Origin of the sequence: Candidatus Alistipes pullistercoris, assembly GCF_027665465.1 — a bacterium.
Classification (GTDB): domain Bacteria; phylum Bacteroidota; class Bacteroidia; order Bacteroidales; family Rikenellaceae; genus Alistipes_A; species Alistipes_A hominis.
This window is the reverse complement of sequence record NZ_JAQDED010000008.1, coordinates 99197-118735: the sequence shown is the minus strand read 5'-3', so window position 1 is coordinate 118735 and position 19539 is coordinate 99197. Positions and strand designations below refer to the sequence as shown.

Here is a 19539-nt window from a genome sequence, read left to right as displayed (position 1 = left end):
TAACGACAAAGAATTTTGAGTCATGGATTATATAGAAGATATTACACAAGTCGCCGTCCCTGCGGTGGACAGCGGCAACACGGCGTGGATGATCGTCGCTACCATCCTCGTCCTGTTGATGACCATTCCCGGTATCGCCCTGTTTTACGGCGGGCTGGTGCGCCAGAAAAACGTACTGAGCATCATTATGCAGTGCTTGCTTATCGTCGGCGTAATTAGTATTCTGTGGGTGGCATTCGGTTACAGTTTCGTATTCGGAACCTCTCTTTGCGGGACTGCCGCAGGCAGCGTGATCGGCGGTTTCGATAAAGTGATGCTGAACGGCGTAACGCCGTCGGCGCTGACTACGGGCAACATTCCCGAAATCATTTTCGTGGTTTTCCAGTGTATGTTTGCCGTGATCACGCCGGCTTTGATACTGGGCGCTTTTGCCGAACGGATCAAATTTTCGGGCTTTATGCTCTTCACGATCCTGTGGAGCATCTTGGTGTACAACCCGATGGCGCACTGGGTATGGGGCGGCGGATGGCTGCAGGAAATGGGGGCCATCGACTTTGCGGGCGGAACGGTCGTGCATATCAATGCCGGTATTTCCGCACTGGTAATGGCCGTGCTGCTCGGTAAGAGAAGAGGCTACCGGGTCGGACAGCCGATGAGCCCGCACAACGTTACTTTCGTATTCATGGGAACGGCTTTTCTGTGGCTCGGCTGGTTCGGTTTCAATGCCGGAAGCGGTCTGCAGGCCGACGGTATCGCGGCCAACGCTTTTCTGGTGACGCACTTGGCCACTTGCGTGGCGGCGATGACGTGGATGCTGATCGACTGGGTGCACAACAAAAAGCCGACGACGGTCGGCGTGTGTACCGGAGCGGTGGCCGGACTGGTTGCCATTACGCCTGCCGCAGGCACCGTAAGCGTTCTTGGAGCCGTTTGCATCGGGCTTCTTTCCTCGGTCGTTTGCTTTTTCATGGTGGCCGTCGTCAAACCGAAATTCAAATACGACGACGCCCTCGACGCATTCGGCGTACACGGCATGGGCGGTATCGTGGGTTCTATTCTTACCGGAGTTTTCGCTACGCGGTATATCAGCGGCGAAGGCGGTGTGGAAGGAGCGCTTTACGGCGACTGGCATCAGTTGTGGGTGCAGGTAGTGGCTACGGCGGTATCCGTCGTTTTCAGCGCCGCAATGACCTATATTCTGTTCAAGATCGTCGACAAATTGGTCGGTCTGCGTGTTGACGCCCGCGTGGAAGAGGAGGGACTCGATATCTACGAACACGGCGAGAGTGCTTACAACAGTTAGACATCGTTGGATGTAGCGTAATAGAGGTTTAAGTTTAAGTTGGTTGCAAGATGCCCCGGCGGCGAACCGGCCGCCGGGATATCGAAAAAAGAAAAAACGTTAAAATTCAAGCATATGTCACTTTACATGGTAAAACAGTACAAGGCCAAACTCGTTCCGGAGATGATGGAACAGGCCATCAAGACGATTAAAACCCGCTTTCAGAAATCGCTGGCGGCCGAACTGGATTTGCGCCGGGTCACCGCGCCGCTTTTCGTGCTGTCCGGGACGGGAATCAACGACGACCTGAACGGCGTCGAACGGCCGGTTTCGTTCCCGATCAAAGATATGGGTGAACGCCGCGCCGAGGTGGTGCATTCGCTGGCCAAGTGGAAACGAATGAAACTCGGAGCTTACGGCATCGCTCCCGGTTACGGTCTTTATACCGACATGAACGCCATCCGCGCCGACGAAGAGCTGGATAACTTGCATTCGATCTACGTGGATCAGTGGGATTGGGAACGCACCGTGACGGCCGAACAGCGCAACCTCGATTTCCTGAAAGAGATCGTTACTAAAATTTACGGTGTAGTTCGCCGCATGGAACGCGAAGTGTATGAGATCTATCCGCACATCACGCCGATCCTTCCGGAGACCATCCGGTTCATCCAAAGCGAAGACCTGTTGAAAATGTATCCGTCGCTGTCTCCTCGGGAACGCGAGACGGAAGCGGCCCGCAAATACGGGGCGATCTTCGTGATCGGCATCGGCGGCAAACTGTCCGACGGCAAAAAACACGACGGCCGGGCTCCGGATTACGACGACTGGACAACCCCGTCCGACGGAGGGTATAAAGGGTTGAACGGCGACATTATCCTGTGGAACCCGGTGCTCGAATCCGCTTTCGAAGTTTCAAGCATGGGTATCCGGGTCGACAAAACGGCGTTATTGCGTCAGTTGGAACTCGAGGGGTGTCCCGAGCGCGCCGATTTGGAATTTCACAAAGCGCTGCTCGAAGACCGTATTCCGTTGTCGATTGGCGGAGGGATCGGCCAGTCGCGGTTATGCATGTTCCTGCTGCGCTGCGCGCATATCGGCGAAGTGCAGGCCAGTATCTGGCCCGAAGAGATGGTAGAGACGTGCCGCAAGCACAATATCTATCTGAAGTAAAAAATGATTTGAGAGACGGAAAAGTTTCTAATACTTAAATTTATAAAGCCATGTCAGAACTTAGATTTAAAGTAGTGGAAGAGGCGATCAAACGCAAGGCCGTTTGTATGCCCGCGCCGGCGGAACGGGCTTCCGAATATTTCGGAATGTATGTTTTCAATGAAGACAAAATGCGCAAGTACCTGCCGAAAAAAACATACGAGGCGCTGTTCGAAACGATGAAGCACGGTAAAGCGCTGAGCCGCGAAATTGCAGACAGCGTCGCATCGGGTATGAAACAGTGGGCGATGGACATGGGCGCCACGCACTATACGCACTGGTTTCAGCCGCTTACGGGCGGTACGGCCGAAAAACACGACGCTTTTGTCGAGTACGACGGCAAGGGCGGGGTGATCGAGGAGTTTTCCGGGAAGCTGCTGATTCAGCAGGAGCCCGATGCATCGAGCTTTCCGAGCGGCGGTATCCGCAATACGTTCGAAGCGCGCGGTTATTCGGCTTGGGATGCGACTTCGCCGGCTTTCATCGTCGATACGACGCTCTGTATCCCGACGATTTTTATCGCCTATACCGGGGAAGCGCTCGACTACAAGGTACCCTTGCTTCGGTCGCTGCAGGCCGTCGATAGAGCCGCTACGGAGGTGTGCCGCTACTTCGATCCGACGGTGTCGAAAGTGTACTCCTACCTGGGATGGGAGCAGGAGTACTTTCTCGTCGACGAGGGCCTTTATGCGGCTCGTCCGGACATGGTGCTGACCGGTCGTACGCTGATGGGGCACGAGAGCGCCAAAAACCAGCAGTTGGAAGACCATTATTTCGGAGCCATTCCGACCCGGGTGATGGCGTTTATGAAAGATCTCGAATACGAGTGCTGGAAACTCGGCATTCCGGCCAAAACGCGTCACAACGAGGTGGCTCCGAACCAGTTCGAGCTTGCCCCGATTTTCGAAGAGACCAATCTGGCCAACGACCATAACCTGCTGCTGATGTCGATTATGAAAAAGGTGGCGCGCCGCCACTGTTTCCGGGTGATCCTGCACGAAAAGCCGTTTAAAGGAATCAACGGTTCGGGCAAACACAACAACTGGTCGCTCGGAACCGATACCGGCGTCAACCTGCTCTCCCCGGGCAAAACGCCGCAGGATAACCTGCAGTTCATCACGTTTCTGGTCAATGTGATGATGGCCGTTTACAAGCGGAACGGATTACTGAAGGCCAGTATCGCGAGCGCGACGAATGCCCACCGGCTGGGTGCGAACGAAGCGCCCCCGGCGATCATTTCGGTGTTCCTCGGCCGCCAGATTTCGGCGGTGCTTGACAAACTGGCCTCCAGTTCGTGCGACGATACGATCGAATTCGACGACAAGTGCGGTTTCCGGATGGGGGGAATCGATCATATTCCGGAATTGCTGATCGACAATACCGACCGCAACCGGACGTCTCCGTTCGCCTTTACGGGCAACCGTTTCGAGTTCCGCGCCGTAGGCTCTTCGGATAACTGCGGCGGCGCGATGACCGTATTGAATACCGCCGTAGCCGATCAGTTGGCCGAATTCAAGGAGGCCGTCGACACCCGTGTCGGCAAAGGCGAACCCAAAGAGCAGGCGATTCTGTCCGTGCTGAAGGCTTACGTCAGGGAGTCCGCCGCGGTTCATTTCGACGGCAACGGTTATACCGACGAGTGGAAAGAGGAAGCTCTGAGACGCGGTCTGGACTGCGCGGTTTCCGTTCCGGAGATCATCGACCAGTTCGTTGCGCCGACCCATGCCGAGATGTTCGTTCGGATGGGGGTGCTTTCGTCGAAAGAGTTGCATGCGCGCGCCGAGGTGAAGTGGGAGACCTATACGAAAAAGATCCAGATCGAAGCCCGCGTGTTGGGCGATCTGGTGATGAATCATATTCTGCCGGTCGCTTCGCGCTACCAGGGAATGCTGCTGGACAAGGCTTTTAAAATGAAAGAGTTGTTCGGCGCCGATAAATTCGGAAGCGTGGCCGGCCAGGACATGGCGCTGATCGAGAAGATCTCCGTTCACATGGAGAAGATCCAGACGTTGACCGAAAAGATGATCGAAGCTCGCAAAGTGGCCAACAAAATCGCCAGCGAACGGAAAAAGGCGATTGCCTATCACGATACGGTGGCTGTGGCATTCGATGAGATCCGTTACCACGCCGACAAACTCGAAGAGGTGGTCGACAACGAAATGTGGCCGCTGCCGAAATACAGGGAGTTGCTATTCGTACGCTAGTGGTTTTTAATCCGCGCTGCGGTGGTTGTGAAAAAACGCTGCGGCGCAATTACAGACAAAAGGCATGAAACAGAATCGAAAAATAAACGTTGCGCCCCGCCGACAGGGGTTATACGATCCCGATAACGAACGCGACGCGTGCGGCGTCGGACTGGTTGTCAATATCAAGGGGAATAAGACCCACGACATTGTCGAAAACGGTCTCCAGGTACTCGAACACATGATGCACCGCGGAGCCGAAGGGGCCGATAACAAAACCGGCGACGGAGCCGGCATCCTGGTGCAGATTCCCCATGAATTTATTCTCTTGCAGGGCATTCCGGTTCCCGAAAAGGGGCATTACGGAACCGGACTCGTTTTCTTACCGCGCGACAAAGCCGGTCAGACGGCGGCTCTGGGGATCGTCAAACGAAACGTACAGGCCGAGGGACTTAACCTGATGCACGTGCGCGACGTTCCGGTGAACGACGACGTGCTGGGCCGGGCGGCCCGCGACACGGAACCTGTGATTAAACAGATCTTCGTAACGGGCGATCCGGGCGCGTCGACCCTGGAGCGCAAGCTCTATATCGTCCGCAAAAAGATCGAGAAAGAGTGGCTCGAAAGCGACCTGGAACAGAAGGAGGCGTGCTATGTGGTCAGCCTGTCTACCCGTACGCTGGTCTACAAAGGGATGTTGTCGTCGGTACAGTTACGCTATTATTTCCCCGATCTGGTCAATCCGTATTTTACCAGCGGCCTGGCTTTGGTGCATTCGCGTTTTTCGACCAATACGTTTCCGACCTGGAGTCTCGCGCAGCCGTTTCGCCTGTTGGGGCACAACGGCGAGATCAATACGATCCGCGGTAACCGGAGCTGGATGGAGAGCCGCGAGGGCGTGCTGCATCCCGACCTGCTCTGTCCGCTCGAAGAGCTAGGGCCCGTCGTGCAGCGGGGAATGAGCGACAGCGCTTCGTTGGACAACGTACTGGAATTTTTCGTTCAGAGCGGCATGACGTTACCCCATGCGCTGGCGATGTTGATTCCGGAAAGCTATAACGATAAAAATCCGATATCCGCCGAACTGAAGGCTTTTTACGAATACCACAGTATTTTCATGGAGCCTTGGGACGGCCCGGCGACGTTGCTTTTTTCGGACGGCCGTTATGCCGGCGGTATGCTTGACCGTAACGGCCTGCGCCCGGCCCGTTACTTTATTACCAAGAACGACATGATGGTGGTCGCTTCGGAGACCGGGACGTTTGCCGTCGAAGCTTCGGAGATCCGCGAAAAGGGTCGTTTGCGTCCCGGTAAAATCCTGATGATCGACACCGAGAAGGGCGAAATCCGCTACGATCCGGAAATCAAGGAACAGCTCGCCGCCGAACATCCGTACAAAGAGTGGCTCGGACGGAACCGGGTCGTGCTGAACCAGATTACTTCGGGCCGGCAGGTGAAACATTCGGTCGAACAGTACGACCGGATGCTGCGCGTGTTCGGGTACAACCGGGAGGACGTCGAGAAGCTTATCAAGCCGATGGGCGAAAACGGTTTCGAACCGCTCGGTTCGATGGGCAACGACACGCCGCTGGCCATTCTGTCGGCCAAACCGCAGCGGTTGTTCAACTATTTCCGGCAGCAGTTCGCGCAGGTGACCAATCCGCCGATCGATCCGATCCGCGAAGAACTGGTCATGTCGATCGCCAGTTACATCGGCGCGGTCGGTGGAAATATCTTGCACCCGTCGGCCGAACACTGCAAAGTGGTCAAACTGCCGAGTCCGATCCTGACCAATGCCGAACTGGATATTTTGAATAATCTGCGTTACAAAGGATTTCGGACGCTGACCTTGCCGATGCTGTTCGGCCCGGCAGACGGCGGACAGGGGCTTGCGGACGCGGTTGACCGACTTTGCGGAATGGCGGAAAAAGCGGTCGACGACGGTTACAATTATGTGATTCTGAGCGATCGGGGCGTCGACGTCGAACATGCTCCGATCCCGTCGCTGCTGGCTCTGTCGGCCGTGCACCACTACCTGAACGACCGGCGCAAGCGGGCTCAGATCGCGCTGATCGTCGAAACCGCCGAGGCGCGCGAAGTGATGCATATGGCGTTGCTGATCGGATTCGGGGCCAGCGCCGTCAATCCGTATATGGCTTTCGCCGTGCTCGACCGGCTGGTTGCCCAAGGCGATATTCAGTTGGACTACGAAACGGCCGAAAAACATTACGTCAAAGCGTTAAATAAAGGATTACTGAAAATTATCTCCAAGATGGGGATTTCGACGATCCGCAGTTACCGCGGTGCGGAGATCTTCGAAGCGGTGGGACTGTCGGACGGATTGCTGAAACGGTATTTCCGGGGGATGACTTCGAAGATCGGCGGGGCCGATTTGGAAGACCTCGCCGTCGATACGCTGGCCGCTCATGCGCACGGTTTCGGGGAGCTGTACGACGAGGATGCGCCGCTGGAGAATTTCGGCAATTACGCCTATCGTAAGGACGGCGAGCGGCATGCGTGGAATCCGGAGACGATCTCTACGCTGCAACTGGCCACGCGGCTGGGCAGTTACAAGAAATTCAAGGAGTATACGCGACTTGTCAACGAAAAACCGTCGCCGATGTTTCTGCGCGATTTGATGGAATTGAAACGCAATCCGATCGACCTGTCGCTCGTGGAGCCGGCGACGGAGATCATGAAGCGTTTCGTAACCGGTGCGATGTCGTTCGGTTCGCTCAGCCGCGAGGCGCACGAGGCGATCGCGATCGCGATGAATAAGATCGGAGGCAAAAGCAATACCGGCGAAGGCGGCGAGGACGCGCGGCGTTACCGTCCCAATACGGACGGTACGATCACCCGCAGCGCGATCAAACAGGTGGCTTCGGGACGTTTCGGCGTCCATGCCGAATACCTGGTCAATGCCGACGAGATCCAGATCAAGGTCGCCCAGGGGGCCAAGCCCGGCGAGGGCGGACAACTCCCCGGTTACAAAGTCGACGAGATGATCGCCCGGACGCGGCATTCGATCCCCGGCATTTCGCTGATCTCGCCGCCTCCGCACCACGATATTTATTCGATCGAGGACCTGGCGCAATTGATTTTCGACCTGAAGAATGTCAATCCGCGCGCGCGGATCAGCGTGAAATTGGTTTCCGAAAGCGGAATCGGCACCATTGCGGCCGGAGTCGCTAAAGCGAAAGCCGATATGATCCTGGTCAGCGGCTGCGAAGGCGGTACCGGAGCCAGTCCGGTCAGCTCGGTGAAACATGCTGGCCTGCCGACCGAAATCGGCTTGGCCGACGTACAGCAAACCCTCGTGCTGAACGGTCTGCGCGGTAAAGTCACGCTGCAGACCGACGGCCAGTTGAAAACCGGCCGCGACGTGGTGATCGCCGCGCTGCTCGGGGCCGAGGAGTTCGGATTCGCTACGAGCGCGTTGATCGTACTGGGGTGCGTGATGATGCGCAAGTGCCATATGAACACTTGTCCGGTCGGCGTGGCTACGCAGGACGAACGGCTGCGGGAACATTTCCGCGGGCGTTACGAGTACCTGGTCAATTTCTTTAACTTTCTGGCCGAAGATGTCCGCGAAACGTTGGCCGAACTCGGATACGCGCGGTTGGACGACATTATCGGTCGCACCGACCTGATCGAGCCGAAAAAGTTCGAACCGGGAACCAAAATTTCGAAAGTGGATTTGTCGAGGATCCTGTACCGTCCGGCCGAAGCCGGAACGAACGACGTCCGTCGGACGACCGTGCAGGATCATAAGATCGAAAAGGTCAAGGACCGTTCGATCATCGGGATGGCGTCTCCGGCCATCGATTCGAAAATGCCGGTGCACCTGAGTTTCCCGATTTACAATACGGACCGTTCGGTCGGAGCGATGCTTTCGGGACAGATCACTTCGAAATACGGCAGCGAAGCGTTGCCCGAGAATACGGTCAGCGTGACTTTCCGCGGTTCTGCCGGGCAGAGTTTCGGAGCGTTCCTGTGCCGGGGCGTGACGTTTCGCTTGGAGGGAGATGCCAACGACTACCTTGGCAAAGGGCTTTCCGGCGGAAAAATCGTTTTGGTGCCGCCGAAAAACTCGACCTTCCTGCCCCACGAGAACATCATTGCCGGCAATACGCTGCTCTACGGCGCGACGGCGGGAGAAGTGTATATCAACGGGCAGGTCGGCGAGCGTTTCTGCGTCCGTAACAGCGGCGCGACGGCCGTTGTCGAAGGGGTGGGAGATCACTGTTGCGAATACATGACCGGCGGCCGCGCCGTAGTGCTCGGTACGACCGGACGAAACTTTGCGGCGGGCATGAGCGGCGGAATCGCCTACGTGTGGAACCGTCTCGGCAATTTCGATTTCTTCTGCAACATGGAGATGGTCGAATTGTCGTTGATCGAAGAGACGGCCGACAGCAAGGAGTTGCATGCGCTGATCAGTTCGCACTATTACCATACGGGCAGCCCGCTCGCCAAAACGATGATCGACGACTGGAGCGAATACGTCGGCCAGTTTATCAAGGTGATGCCGATCGAATACAAAAAAGTGCTCCATGCGCAGCGCATGGCCGCGCTCGACCGCAAGATCGCTGAGATGGAAAAAGATTATTAAACCGCTGAAAAACGAACAATCATGGGAAATCCGAAAGCATTTTTGACCATAGGTCGTAAAGAGGCGGGGTACCGCCCGTTGCACGACCGGATATACGATTATGCCGAAGTCGAGCAGACGCTCAATATCGAAGACCGCCGCCTGCAGGCTTCGCGCTGCATGGACTGCGGGGTGCCGTTTTGCCACTGGGCCTGTCCGCTGGGTAACCGCCAGGGCGAATGGCAGGATCTGGCCTGGCGCGGTCGCTGGGAGGAGGCTTACCGTTCGCTGGCCGAGACGGACGACTTCCCTGAGTTTACCGGGCGCGTGTGCCCGGCGTTGTGCGAAAAATCCTGCGTACTGAAACTGCACGACGCACCGGTGACTATCCGGGAAAATGAAGTGTCGATCGTGGAACGTGCTTTTGCCGAAGGGTACGTTACGGCGCGCCCGCCGCGCAGGCGTACCGGAAAGCGGGTGGCGGTCGTCGGATCGGGACCTTCGGGACTGGCTTGCGCGAACAGGCTGAACCGGCGCGGGCACCGTGTAACGGTGTTCGAAAAAAATGAGTTTATCGGCGGACTGTTGCGGTTGGGGATTCCGGACTTCAAACTCGGTAAGAAAATTATCGACCGGAGATTGAAGCTGCTGGCTGAGGAGGGGATCGAGTTTAAACCTTCTGTTTGTGTAGGTAAAGATTTTAAAACTAAAGAATTACTCGAAAAGTTCGATGCCGTTTGCGTGACGATCGGCGCCGGGGTGCCGCGAGATCTTCCGGTGGAGGGGCGCGACCTGAAAGGGGTGTATTTCGCGCTGGAGCTGTTGCAACAGCAAAATCGGGTGAATGCCGGCGCACAGATTCCGCAGAACGAGCGGATTTCCGCACAGGGAAAACGGGTATTGGTGATCGGCGGCGGCGATACCGGATCGGATTGTGTCGGCACGTCCATCCGTCAAGGCGCCGTCGGGGTTACCCAGATCGAGATCATGCCCAAGCCGCCGGTAGGCAGCAATCCGGATACTCCGTGGCCGATGTATCCGCAGGTGTTGAAAACCTCCTCGTCGCATGAGGAAGGCTGCGAACGCCGTTGGAACCTCGCAACGAACCGCTTTATCGGGAAAGACGGCGTGCTGATCGGCGTCGAGACCGAACGCGTCGAATGGGAAAAGGACGATGCGGGAAAGATGACGCTGAAACATACCGGGGAAACGGAGGTCATAGAGGCCGATATCGTATTGCTGGCGATGGGATTCGTTCATCCCGAACTCGACGGGCTGGTCGGCGATCTGGGAGTCGGGCTCGATGCGCGCAAGAACATTGCGGTCGACGATGCGAACAGAACTACGGTCGGAAAAGTTTTTGCCGCCGGGGATGCCTCTATGGGCGCATCGTTGGTTGTCCGCGCGATCGCGTCGGGGCGCAGGGCCGCCGAAAACATCGACCGATTCCTGAAAGGACAGTAATCTTGTGCAGTGTCCGCAATAAAAAACCGGCCGGGATACGGTCGGTTTTTTTATTTTCGGTTGACGGGACTCCGGTCGTAGCGAGGTCTCCTGCGGCCAAAAGCGCGGCTGAAGGGTTTACTGTTGCGGAGCCAGAATGACGTTATACGTTTTTTTCAGCCATACGCGGTAACGAATCCGTCTGTCCCAGGTGTTGCCGGCCGAAGCGAAATCGCAGAACCGGATCTGCCTGGGTTTATAAAAATCGCCTTCCAGGTCGGTACCCAGCACCAGCGGGGCCGTATAGACCATCCACATCTTTTCGGGTTTGTCCGCTTCCGTTACGGGCATCAGTTCCACATAGCCGTCTGCATTGGCTTGGATGACGGAGGCTTCGTCCACGAATCCGTCGTCGAACCGGGAATCCCGCGCCAGAACGATCGGCCCGCGCTCGATAGCCTGGTAACCGTTCAGTTCGACGAGCCGTCCGCGCATATCCAGATTTACGGAAATCTTGTCGCCCGGTTCCCAGCGTCTTCTGACGGTGACGTAGGTTCCGGGCCGGACGTCTCCGATCGATTCGCCGTTCACGGCGACCCGGCTGACCTTGCTCCAGGCGGGAATTCGCACGGCGACTGCGAATTCGAGGTTCCTCGGCGCGTTCACGGCGATTTCGATGTCGCCATCTTCGGGATAGGCGGTCGTCTGTTCCAGCGAGATTTCGTTTTTACCCAACGAAGCTTTGGTGGTCGACGGACCGTACAGGTTGACGAACAGACTGTCGTTGCTGGAAAGGACGGCAGCGGTCGGGATCATCGCGAATGCCCGCGGACCGTTCGAATTGCAGCAGTTCACATGCATGCCGCACTGATGTTCGCCGGCCGAACGCACGCCTTCGAGCGGACTGTATTTGGCGATTTGCCCGGCGTCCTCTTTCAGCGCTGCGAGCAGCGCGTTGTACGTCGTTTTTTCGATTTGGTCGGCATAAAGCGGATTTTTGGTCAAATCGAGCAGGTTTTGGCAGAGCTTCATCCATGTCATCGTAACGCAGGTTTCCATCGTATGGTAAGCCGGGTCGGTCTGCAGCCGTTTCCCGTGATAGAAACATTCGAATGCGCTGCCCGAGCCGGCGATATTGATCTCCTCGTCGATGATGTTCCGCACGGTCGCCTCGACGGCCTTCAGGTAGTCGGGATTTTTCGTGATCTTGTACAGTTCGAGCAGACCGTCGTAACAAGACATCATTTCATAGGCTTTTTGCCCGTTGTCCCACGAACACCAGGTTTCCCAGCCGCTTTTGAACGGGAAGCGCTCCGCCACCGGAACCCCGGCCAGCGCTTTGCCGATCAACTGCGGACCTTTGTCGGTTTCCCAACGGCCGACGATGTATTTGGCGAAGTCGAGGTACTTGCCGTTCCCCGTACGGTTATATAGATAGACGATCGGTTCGAGGATCGAGCTGGGCGGCAGTCCCCGGTAGATGCCGGCCATCTCGATCTCTTTTTTCGCCGGAATCACGGTCATCAGGCGGTCGGCCAGCTTGCAGGCTCCTTCGATCGCTTTTTTGTCTCCGGTCAGGTCGTAATAGGCAAGCAGACCGAGCAACGTGTATTTCTGCCCCCATACGTCCCAGTTGGTCAGTTGCGCTTCCGGCGCGTAATTGCCGATGTATCCGTCCTCGGACTGGGTCGAGAGCAGACCGCTCACGCCGTTGCCGATCTTCTGCAACAACTGCGGGTCGCGGTTGTATCGGTAGGCTCCGATGGCGCCGAGCGTCCATTTGCCCCAGAATTCGGATTGCCAGCGGTTAGTCTCGTTCCGTTGCCGGAACGGGGCGACCAGTAGGTTTTCGTCCTCGCTCATCACGCGGACGCGGATGCAGGCGTCGATGCGTCCGCCGAGGTAGCCGTCGACGTGGGTCTGAACGGTCGGCTCCGGCGCTCTTTTGAAAGTCGCGGAGGGCTTGCGCGCCGCAGCGGTTTCCCCGACGATCAGCAGGGATAATAGCGCGGCGGATATCACTTTACGTTTCATATCGTTAAGTTTTGGGTTTGAATTGATTTGATAAAGGTATGAAAAAAAAACGATACCGGACGGTGCCGGTATCGTTTTCGGGTATATGCGCGGCGTTTCGTACCGGATTTATCGAAGGTGCGGGTTGAGATTTCCCCATTCGGATACCGGCGGCAGAATACCCATGCCGATCACCTCGTCGCGCAGCTTGACCAAGTGCAGATAGCTGGCGTGCAGCGATTCGGTCTCCCCGGCTGTGCCGTGCGGGACTTTATAGCGCACGCCGTCGCGGTCGATCGTGGTCTCCATCGCCATCATGACCGGCCCCTGATCGCCGTCCGGGACGTAGACGCCGGCCGGCCAACGGAACGGAGTTCCGCCCATGGCCGCGCGGATCATTTCGATCGACAGGTAGGCGGGACTTTGGAACGAAGAACGTCCGCGCAGTTCGATGATACGCTTGCCGCCCTGAATCACGTGCTGCCGCAGGGCGGCCCATTGTTCGTCGGTCAGCGCCGCCGTGCCGATCAGTTCGGTCAGCGGTTTGCCGTCCACTTTCGCGGTGGAAGCGAATACGGCCATCTGTTCGCCGTGTCCTCCGTAAGTGCGCGAACCGGTTACCCGGTCTTGCGCGATGCCGAAATGCTGCGCCAGCGCGATTTGCAGCCGCGTGCTGTCCAGTGCGGCCAGCGTGCTGACCTGCGAAGGCTTCAAGCCGGAGTAGAGCAGCGTAATCAGTCCGGTAATGTCGGCCGGATTAAACACCACGACCACATGCTTCACGTCGGGACAATAGTTGCGGAGGTCTTTGCCGAACTGCGCGGCGATCTCGGCGTTGCCTTTCAGCAGGTCTTCGCGCGTCATGCCCGCTTTGCGGGCGGCCCCGCCCGAAGAAACGACGTATCCCGCTCCGTCGAGCGCTTTGCGGATATCGCTGGTATAGGTTAGGTTGACGCCCTCGAATCCGCAGTGGTACATCTCTTCGGCGACTCCTTCCAATGCCGGGGCATAGGGGTCGTAGGCGCAGATGTTCGGGGTCAGTCCCATCATGATCGCGGTTTGCACCATGTTCGAGCCGATCATCCCGGCCGCTCCGACGATGGTCAGTTTTTCGTTTGTCAGAAATTTCATATCGATTCGGTTTTAGAGTTTCATAACATAAAAGTAGTTTTTTCAGCGGATCAATAGTCATGCAAAATTCTTATTTCCGATAACGAATCGGAATGGTTGTTATGTAAGTATCTGCATTCCAAAGCTTTGTATAGCGAAAAAAGTTGCCGAACCATGTCGGCAACTTCGCTTATTATCTAACCGGAACGGTCGTTTTGCCTGCGGAGGGATTACAGGAAGGCTTTCACGTCGGTTACGATCTCGCCGTCGAACAGGTCGATCGTGCGCGATGCGTAGGAGGAGTCGTGCTGCGAGTGGGTTACCATTACGACGGTCGTGCCCTCCTTGTTCAGTTCGGTCAGCAGATCCATGACCTCTTTGCCGTTCTTCGAGTCGAGGTTGCCGGTGGGCTCATCGGCGAGGATCAGCTTCGGGTTCGAAACGACGGCGCGGGCGATGGCGACGCGCTGCTGCTGACCTCCGGAAAGCTGTTGGGGAAAGTGGCGGGCGCGGTGGCTGATATTCATCCGGTCGAGGATCTCGTTGACCATTTTTTTGCGCTGGGCGGCTTTGACGCGCAGGTAGATCAAAGGCAGCTCGACGTTCTCGTAGACGTTCAGTTCGTCGATCAGGTTGAAACTTTGGAAAACGAAACCGATTTTGCCTTTGCGGTACAGCGTGCGGTCTTTTTCCTTCAGGGTTCCGACTTCCTTTCCGAGCAGGTAGTATTTGCCCGAGGTAGGGTTGTCCAGCAGCCCGAGGATGTTCAACAGCGTCGATTTGCCGCAGCCGGACGGCCCCATGACCGCAATGAATTCGCCTTCGGTGACTTCGAACGAAACCTTGTTCAGAGCGATGGTTTCGATCTCTTCCGTACGGAAGCTCTTGCTCAGTTCTTCAACTTTCAACATAGCAGTAATTTTTAAAAAGAATGAATGATTATGAATGTTCGGAAAATAATTAATGTTTTTTCAACGACTGGACGGGATTGTCCGTGGCGGCCCGGTACGTCTGGATCAGTACGGTGGCGACGGTGGTTCCCAGCACGATCGCCAGCGCCGCGAGATAAATCCAGATTTCGACCGGAGCTTTGTAGGCGAAGTTTTCGAGCCACCGGTCGACGATGCAGTAAGCTATCGGTACGGCGACAACGAAACACGCCAGTACGATGCGCACGTAAATTTTGTTGAACATCCGGAAGATCTCGCCGACAGTCGCGCCGTGGATCTTCCGAATCCCGATCTCTTTGCGACGGTACTGGGTTTCGAACAGCACGAGGCCGAATACCCCTACGATCGAGATCAAGATCGACAGCAGGCTGAACAAGGTGAGTAAATTCGACAGTTTTTGTTCTTTGTAGTATTGATTTCCGATCTCTTCGTCCATGAATCTGATGTCGAGCTGGCTGTCCGGAACCAGCTCTTTGACGGATTTCCTGATGAAATCCGCGACGGCGGGAATATCCGTTCCGTTGGTCTTGACGAACAGATAGCGCAGCGGAGTCCACGCGCCCCATTCGGTTGTCCCGAACGTGACGAATGCGAACGGATTGATGCCGTATTGCAGCGGTTGAAAATTGAAATCTCTGGCGATGCCTACGATATTTGTTCCGTCCTCCATCTTTTCGCCGACTGTGATGCTGTCTTTCCGCTGAGACGTTTCGTTGAATATTTGAGATATTTCCGGTTTTAAATCATCGTTTTCGTTGAAATCGCGTCCGTTCGTAATCCGGATTCCCATGAAACGTAAAAAATTCGAAGCTACCGGATAGGCGTCATAAGTAATGCCTTTTCCTTTGTAACTACGTCCCCAGCGCATCCGTCCTTTTGCGACAAACGGTCCGGCGGCGAAAGTCACGTCCGTGATGGCGGGATTGCTCGTCAGCTTGTCGGCCAGGGTTTTTCTTTTGTCGGCTATTTCACGGGGCACCCATGTGGTCAGGATATTTTCACGTTGGAACCCCATATCGGATTTTTGCATGTAACGGTTTTGTCTGTGTATCGACAGTGTGACGATGATCAATGTGATCGATATCGCGTACTGTACCGATATCAGTACCGTGCGCAAACGGCGTCCTTTCGGGGTAAGCCCGAAAACGCCTTTCACTACGAGCGCCGGAGCGAACGAGGTGCTGTAAAAAGCCGGGTATATTCCGGACAGGATTCCGGTCGCGACGGCGATAAGCGCCGTGCCCCACAGAATCGGCATATCGGCTCCGACGTCGCACGGGGCGCTGATGTCGGATGCCAGCGGCGTTCCGGAGAATGCATGAACGATCAGCAGCGCAACGAAAAACGAGACGACCGCGAGTCCCGCCGATTCCGCAATCATGTTCCGTCGGATGGCGGCGTTCGATCCGCCCAGCACTTTCTGGACGTTGATGCTGCGGATACGGGTCGGAATAAGCGAAGTGGAGAAATTGACGAAGTTGATCATAGCGATCAGGATAATCAGAACGCCGATACTCATCAGGGAGTAGACCGTCGCGCGGTTGCCCGTATCCGTCGGACTGTAGCTGACGCTTTGTGTAAAATGGGTTTCGGTGATCGGAGTGAGCCGGAAAAAGTTGTCCGGAACCGAATTTCCCGTACCGACGAACTCCTGATACTTTTTGTTCATGGCCTGCATGACTTGCTCGGCATTTTCCCTTGCGTTCAGCCGGATGTAATAGACGTAATTCCAGTTGTTGCCGTTGCCGGCATTTTCCTGGCCGATAAACCGGACGATGCTGTTGGATCTTATCGTCGCGTTTTGCGGAAAGTTTTTATAAACTCCGACGATCTCTACCGGGTGCTCCGTGTCCTTGTCGAAAATAAGGCTGCGTCCGACCGGGTTTTGGTTGCCGTAAATCGCTGTGGCGACCTGTTCCGAGATCAATACCGTCCCGGATTCCGAAAAACGCTGCGGACTGCCGTGAACGAATTCGAATTCCAATATATCCAGCGCGTCGGGTTCGGCGGTATAAAAGTGGAAAGGGCCCTGACGAGAGTCTTTCCCGAGACTCTGGTCGTAGATGTCGAGCTGTTGATAACTTTGGATCAGTCCCGTTTTTTCGATTTCGGGTTCTGCTGCGAACACCTTTTCCGCCACCAGGCGGGAGGTGTTGGCGCTATACTTTCCGTTTTCGGTCATTGCCTGATTTTCGACCCGGAATATCCGATCCGCATTTTTGTAATGCCGGTCGAACGACAGATCGTATTTTACCTGCGTCATGATAATCATGAACGAGGCGAATGCGATACTCAACCCAATGACGTTGAGCAGCGAAGCGATTTTGTATTTTTTCAGTACGTGGAAGAAATTTTTCAAAGGTGTCATGATTGGCAAGCGTTTGTAGTTTGGTTATTCGGTTTTAATCGATTTTATAGGATTGTCCGTCGCGGTTTTGTAGCAGCGAAGCGTGATGATCGCGACGACGACGCTTAGTACGACGATCAGCGCGGCGAGGAAGATCCAACTATGGATCGGCGTTCGGTAAGCGAAATTTTCGAGCCATCGTTTTACTCCGTAATAAGCGACCGGTGTCGCGACAACGAAGCAGGCCAGTACGATCCGGACATAAGTGCCGTTAAATATTCGGAGGATTTCGCCGACGGTCGCGCCGTGGATTTTCCGGATGCCGATCTCCTTACGCCGGTACTGTGTTTCGAACAGCACGAGACCGAATATGCCGACGACCGAGATCAGCATCGACAGTAGGCTGAACAGCAAAATCAGGGTCGAGAGGTTCCGTTCTTTCTGATACAGTTGTCCGATTGAATCGTCCAGAAATACGAGATTTTCTTCCGCATCCGGATCGAATTCTTGTATGGTTTCCCGGATAAACTTCAAGGTGGCGGAAAGATTCGCCGGGTTGACTTTAACGTACAGGGTGCCTGTCTGCCAGCTCTTCGCAATCGGATGGTCGCCGAATACGGCGAAAGCGATCGGTTCGATACCGTATTGCAGCGGCTTGAAGTTGAAATCCCGGGCGATGCCTGCTATGTCCCACTCTCCGAATCGTTCTCCGACTGTCAGTCCGTACTGGCGTTGGGCCGTTTGGTTGAATATGACGGTAAAGTTGGATTTCCGGTTGTCGTCCGCAATAAAGTCGCGTCCTTCCGTAATTCCGATTCCCATGAACGACAGGAAGTTCGGCGCTACCGGAAAAATATTCGGGGCAATCAGTTCCCCTTTATACGTTTGACCCCAGCGGGATTTGTTGAGATCCACGATTTTTCCGCTGGAGAACGTAACGTCGACGATTGCCGGATTGCTTTTCAGCTTGTCGGCGAACGCATCCTTTTGCGAGGCTATCCTGCTTCCGATCCACTGCTGGATCAAGATGTTGTCGCGCTCGAATCCCATATTGAACCGTTGCATGTAGCGGTTTTGAACGTGGATCGAAATGGAGAAAACAATCAGGACGATCGAAATGACGAATTGGAACGCGATGAGCAGCGTCCGCACGCGCTTCCCTTTCGGCGAAAGAGCAAAAGAGCCTTTGATCGCCAGGATTGGGGGCCGCGAAGTCGCGTAAAATGCAGGATAAATGCCCGACAGCAGACCGGTAACGATGGCGACGACGGCCGTTATCGCCAAGATTTGCAGATCGGATCCGATTTTTGTGCAACTCTCGATGAACGAGGCGTATGCGGAGCCAGCGAAGAGCTTTACGACGATCAGCGACAGAAGCAGCGAAAGGAGGGCGATCCCCATGACTTCCCCGATCAGGTTGCAGCGGATGGCTCCGTTGGTATTGCCAAACACTTTCTGTGTATTGATGCTGCGCAGGCGAACCGGCGTGAGCGCGATGGAAAAATTAACGAAATTGACGATGGCGATCCCGATGATCAGCACGGCGATGGCCAGTAACGACCAGACCGTTGTGCGACTACTTTTAGGAGTAGGATCGAACCGGACGTTTTTCAAATAATGGATTTCGGAGATCGGGCTCAGTCGGAAAACGGTCGAATCTTCTTTAATCTGTTTGAAGATATCGGAATGTTTGTTGACGTTCCACAGTTCCGCTTCGACTTTTCCCCTGTTTTGCGGAGCATTCAGCCGGATATAATAGACGTAGCTTTCGTTGTTGGCGTTAATATCCGCATCCCCGATAAAACGGACGATGCTGCCGGTTTCCACCGATCCGTTTTTCGGGAAATCTTTGTAGACTCCGATGATCTCCTGCGGGGCTTCGGTATCCAGCGCGAGGATCAGACTGCGCCCTACGGGATCTTCCGTTCCGTAGAGGGCGGTGGCGACCGTTTCGGAGATCAATACCGTGTTCGGTTCGCGAAAACGTTGCGCATTTCCCCGGACGTATTCGAATTCCAGTACGTCCAGCGCGCCGGGCTCGGCGGAATAGATGCGGAAAGGACCTTGCTGCGCGTTTTTTCCGGCATTTTTATCATAAACGGCAAGCTCCGGGCCGCCGGTGAACAAGCCTTGTCGTTCCACTTCGGGAATCGAACCCAACGGTTTTGCCATCGGCCGGCTTACCACCGCGTTGTGGGCATTGCCGTCGAAAGAACGGGTTTCGAGCCTGAAAATCCGGTCTTTGTTTTTGTAATGCCGGTCGAACGAAAAGTCGTACTTCACCTGTGTCGTAATGATCGTGAACGAGGCGAAAGCTACCGATAGTCCGATGATGTTGAGTATGGCGGCGACTTTGTACTTTTTAAATGGCAAAATCAGGTTTTTCAGCGTATGCATAGCTTATTCGTTTT

10 protein-coding genes are annotated in these 19539 nt (G+C 55.5%); 5 read left to right on the top strand and 5 right to left on the bottom strand.

Translation table 11 applies throughout. From position 1 onward, the window contains the following. The first annotated feature begins 22 nt into the window (after nucleotides 1-22). From PGR91_RS11120 to PGR91_RS11100, 5 genes are all read left to right on the top strand, one after another. On the top strand, nucleotides 23-1303 hold the full coding sequence (locus PGR91_RS11120; RefSeq protein WP_101573304.1) for an ammonium transporter: 1281 nt from the start codon (nucleotides 23-25) through the stop codon (nucleotides 1301-1303). 114 nt (nucleotides 1304-1417) lie between these two features. Next, a complete protein-coding gene (gene asnA / locus PGR91_RS11115; RefSeq protein ID WP_101573435.1) occupies nucleotides 1418-2452 on the top strand; it encodes an aspartate--ammonia ligase in 1035 nt (344 codons plus the stop codon). A gap of 50 nt (nucleotides 2453-2502) precedes the next feature. Next, nucleotides 2503-4695, top strand: a complete 2193-nt coding sequence (locus tag PGR91_RS11110) for a glutamine synthetase III (protein WP_101573303.1) — start codon at nucleotides 2503-2505, stop codon at nucleotides 4693-4695. Between the two features lie 64 nt (nucleotides 4696-4759). After that, complete coding sequence (gene gltB, locus PGR91_RS11105; RefSeq protein ID WP_118656920.1) at nucleotides 4760-9286, top strand: glutamate synthase large subunit; 4527 nt, start codon at nucleotides 4760-4762, stop codon at nucleotides 9284-9286. A gap of 21 nt (nucleotides 9287-9307) precedes the next feature. Next, entirely contained in the window at nucleotides 9308-10729 is a 1422-nt protein-coding gene (locus PGR91_RS11100; RefSeq protein ID WP_055205976.1) for a glutamate synthase subunit beta, read from the top strand. 117 nt (nucleotides 10730-10846) lie between these two features. Here PGR91_RS11100 and PGR91_RS11095 read toward each other — a convergent pair whose 3' ends face one another. The 5 genes from PGR91_RS11095 to PGR91_RS11075 form a co-directional block, all read right to left on the bottom strand. Continuing rightward, nucleotides 10847-12742, bottom strand: coding sequence for a glycoside hydrolase family 127 protein (locus PGR91_RS11095; RefSeq protein ID WP_118656918.1), 1896 nt, complete (start codon nucleotides 12740-12742; stop codon nucleotides 10847-10849). Nucleotides 12743-12850: 108 nt separating this feature from the next. Beyond that, nucleotides 12851-13852 carry a malate dehydrogenase gene (locus tag PGR91_RS11090; RefSeq protein WP_101573298.1) on the bottom strand — a complete coding sequence of 334 codons (1002 nt, stop codon included), beginning with the start codon at nucleotides 13850-13852 and terminating at the stop codon, nucleotides 12851-12853. Between the two features lie 209 nt (nucleotides 13853-14061). Beyond that, on the bottom strand, nucleotides 14062-14742 hold the full coding sequence (locus PGR91_RS11085) for an ABC transporter ATP-binding protein (protein WP_101573296.1): 681 nt from the start codon (nucleotides 14740-14742) through the stop codon (nucleotides 14062-14064). A gap of 49 nt (nucleotides 14743-14791) precedes the next feature. Beyond that, a complete protein-coding gene (locus PGR91_RS11080) occupies nucleotides 14792-17149 on the bottom strand; it encodes an ABC transporter permease (RefSeq protein ID WP_118656916.1) in 2358 nt (785 codons plus the stop codon). Between the two features lie 24 nt (nucleotides 17150-17173). After that, nucleotides 17174-19525 carry an ABC transporter permease gene (locus tag PGR91_RS11075; RefSeq protein ID WP_118656914.1) on the bottom strand — a complete coding sequence of 784 codons (2352 nt, stop codon included), beginning with the start codon at nucleotides 19523-19525 and terminating at the stop codon, nucleotides 17174-17176. Between the last annotated feature and the right edge of the window lie 14 nt (nucleotides 19526-19539).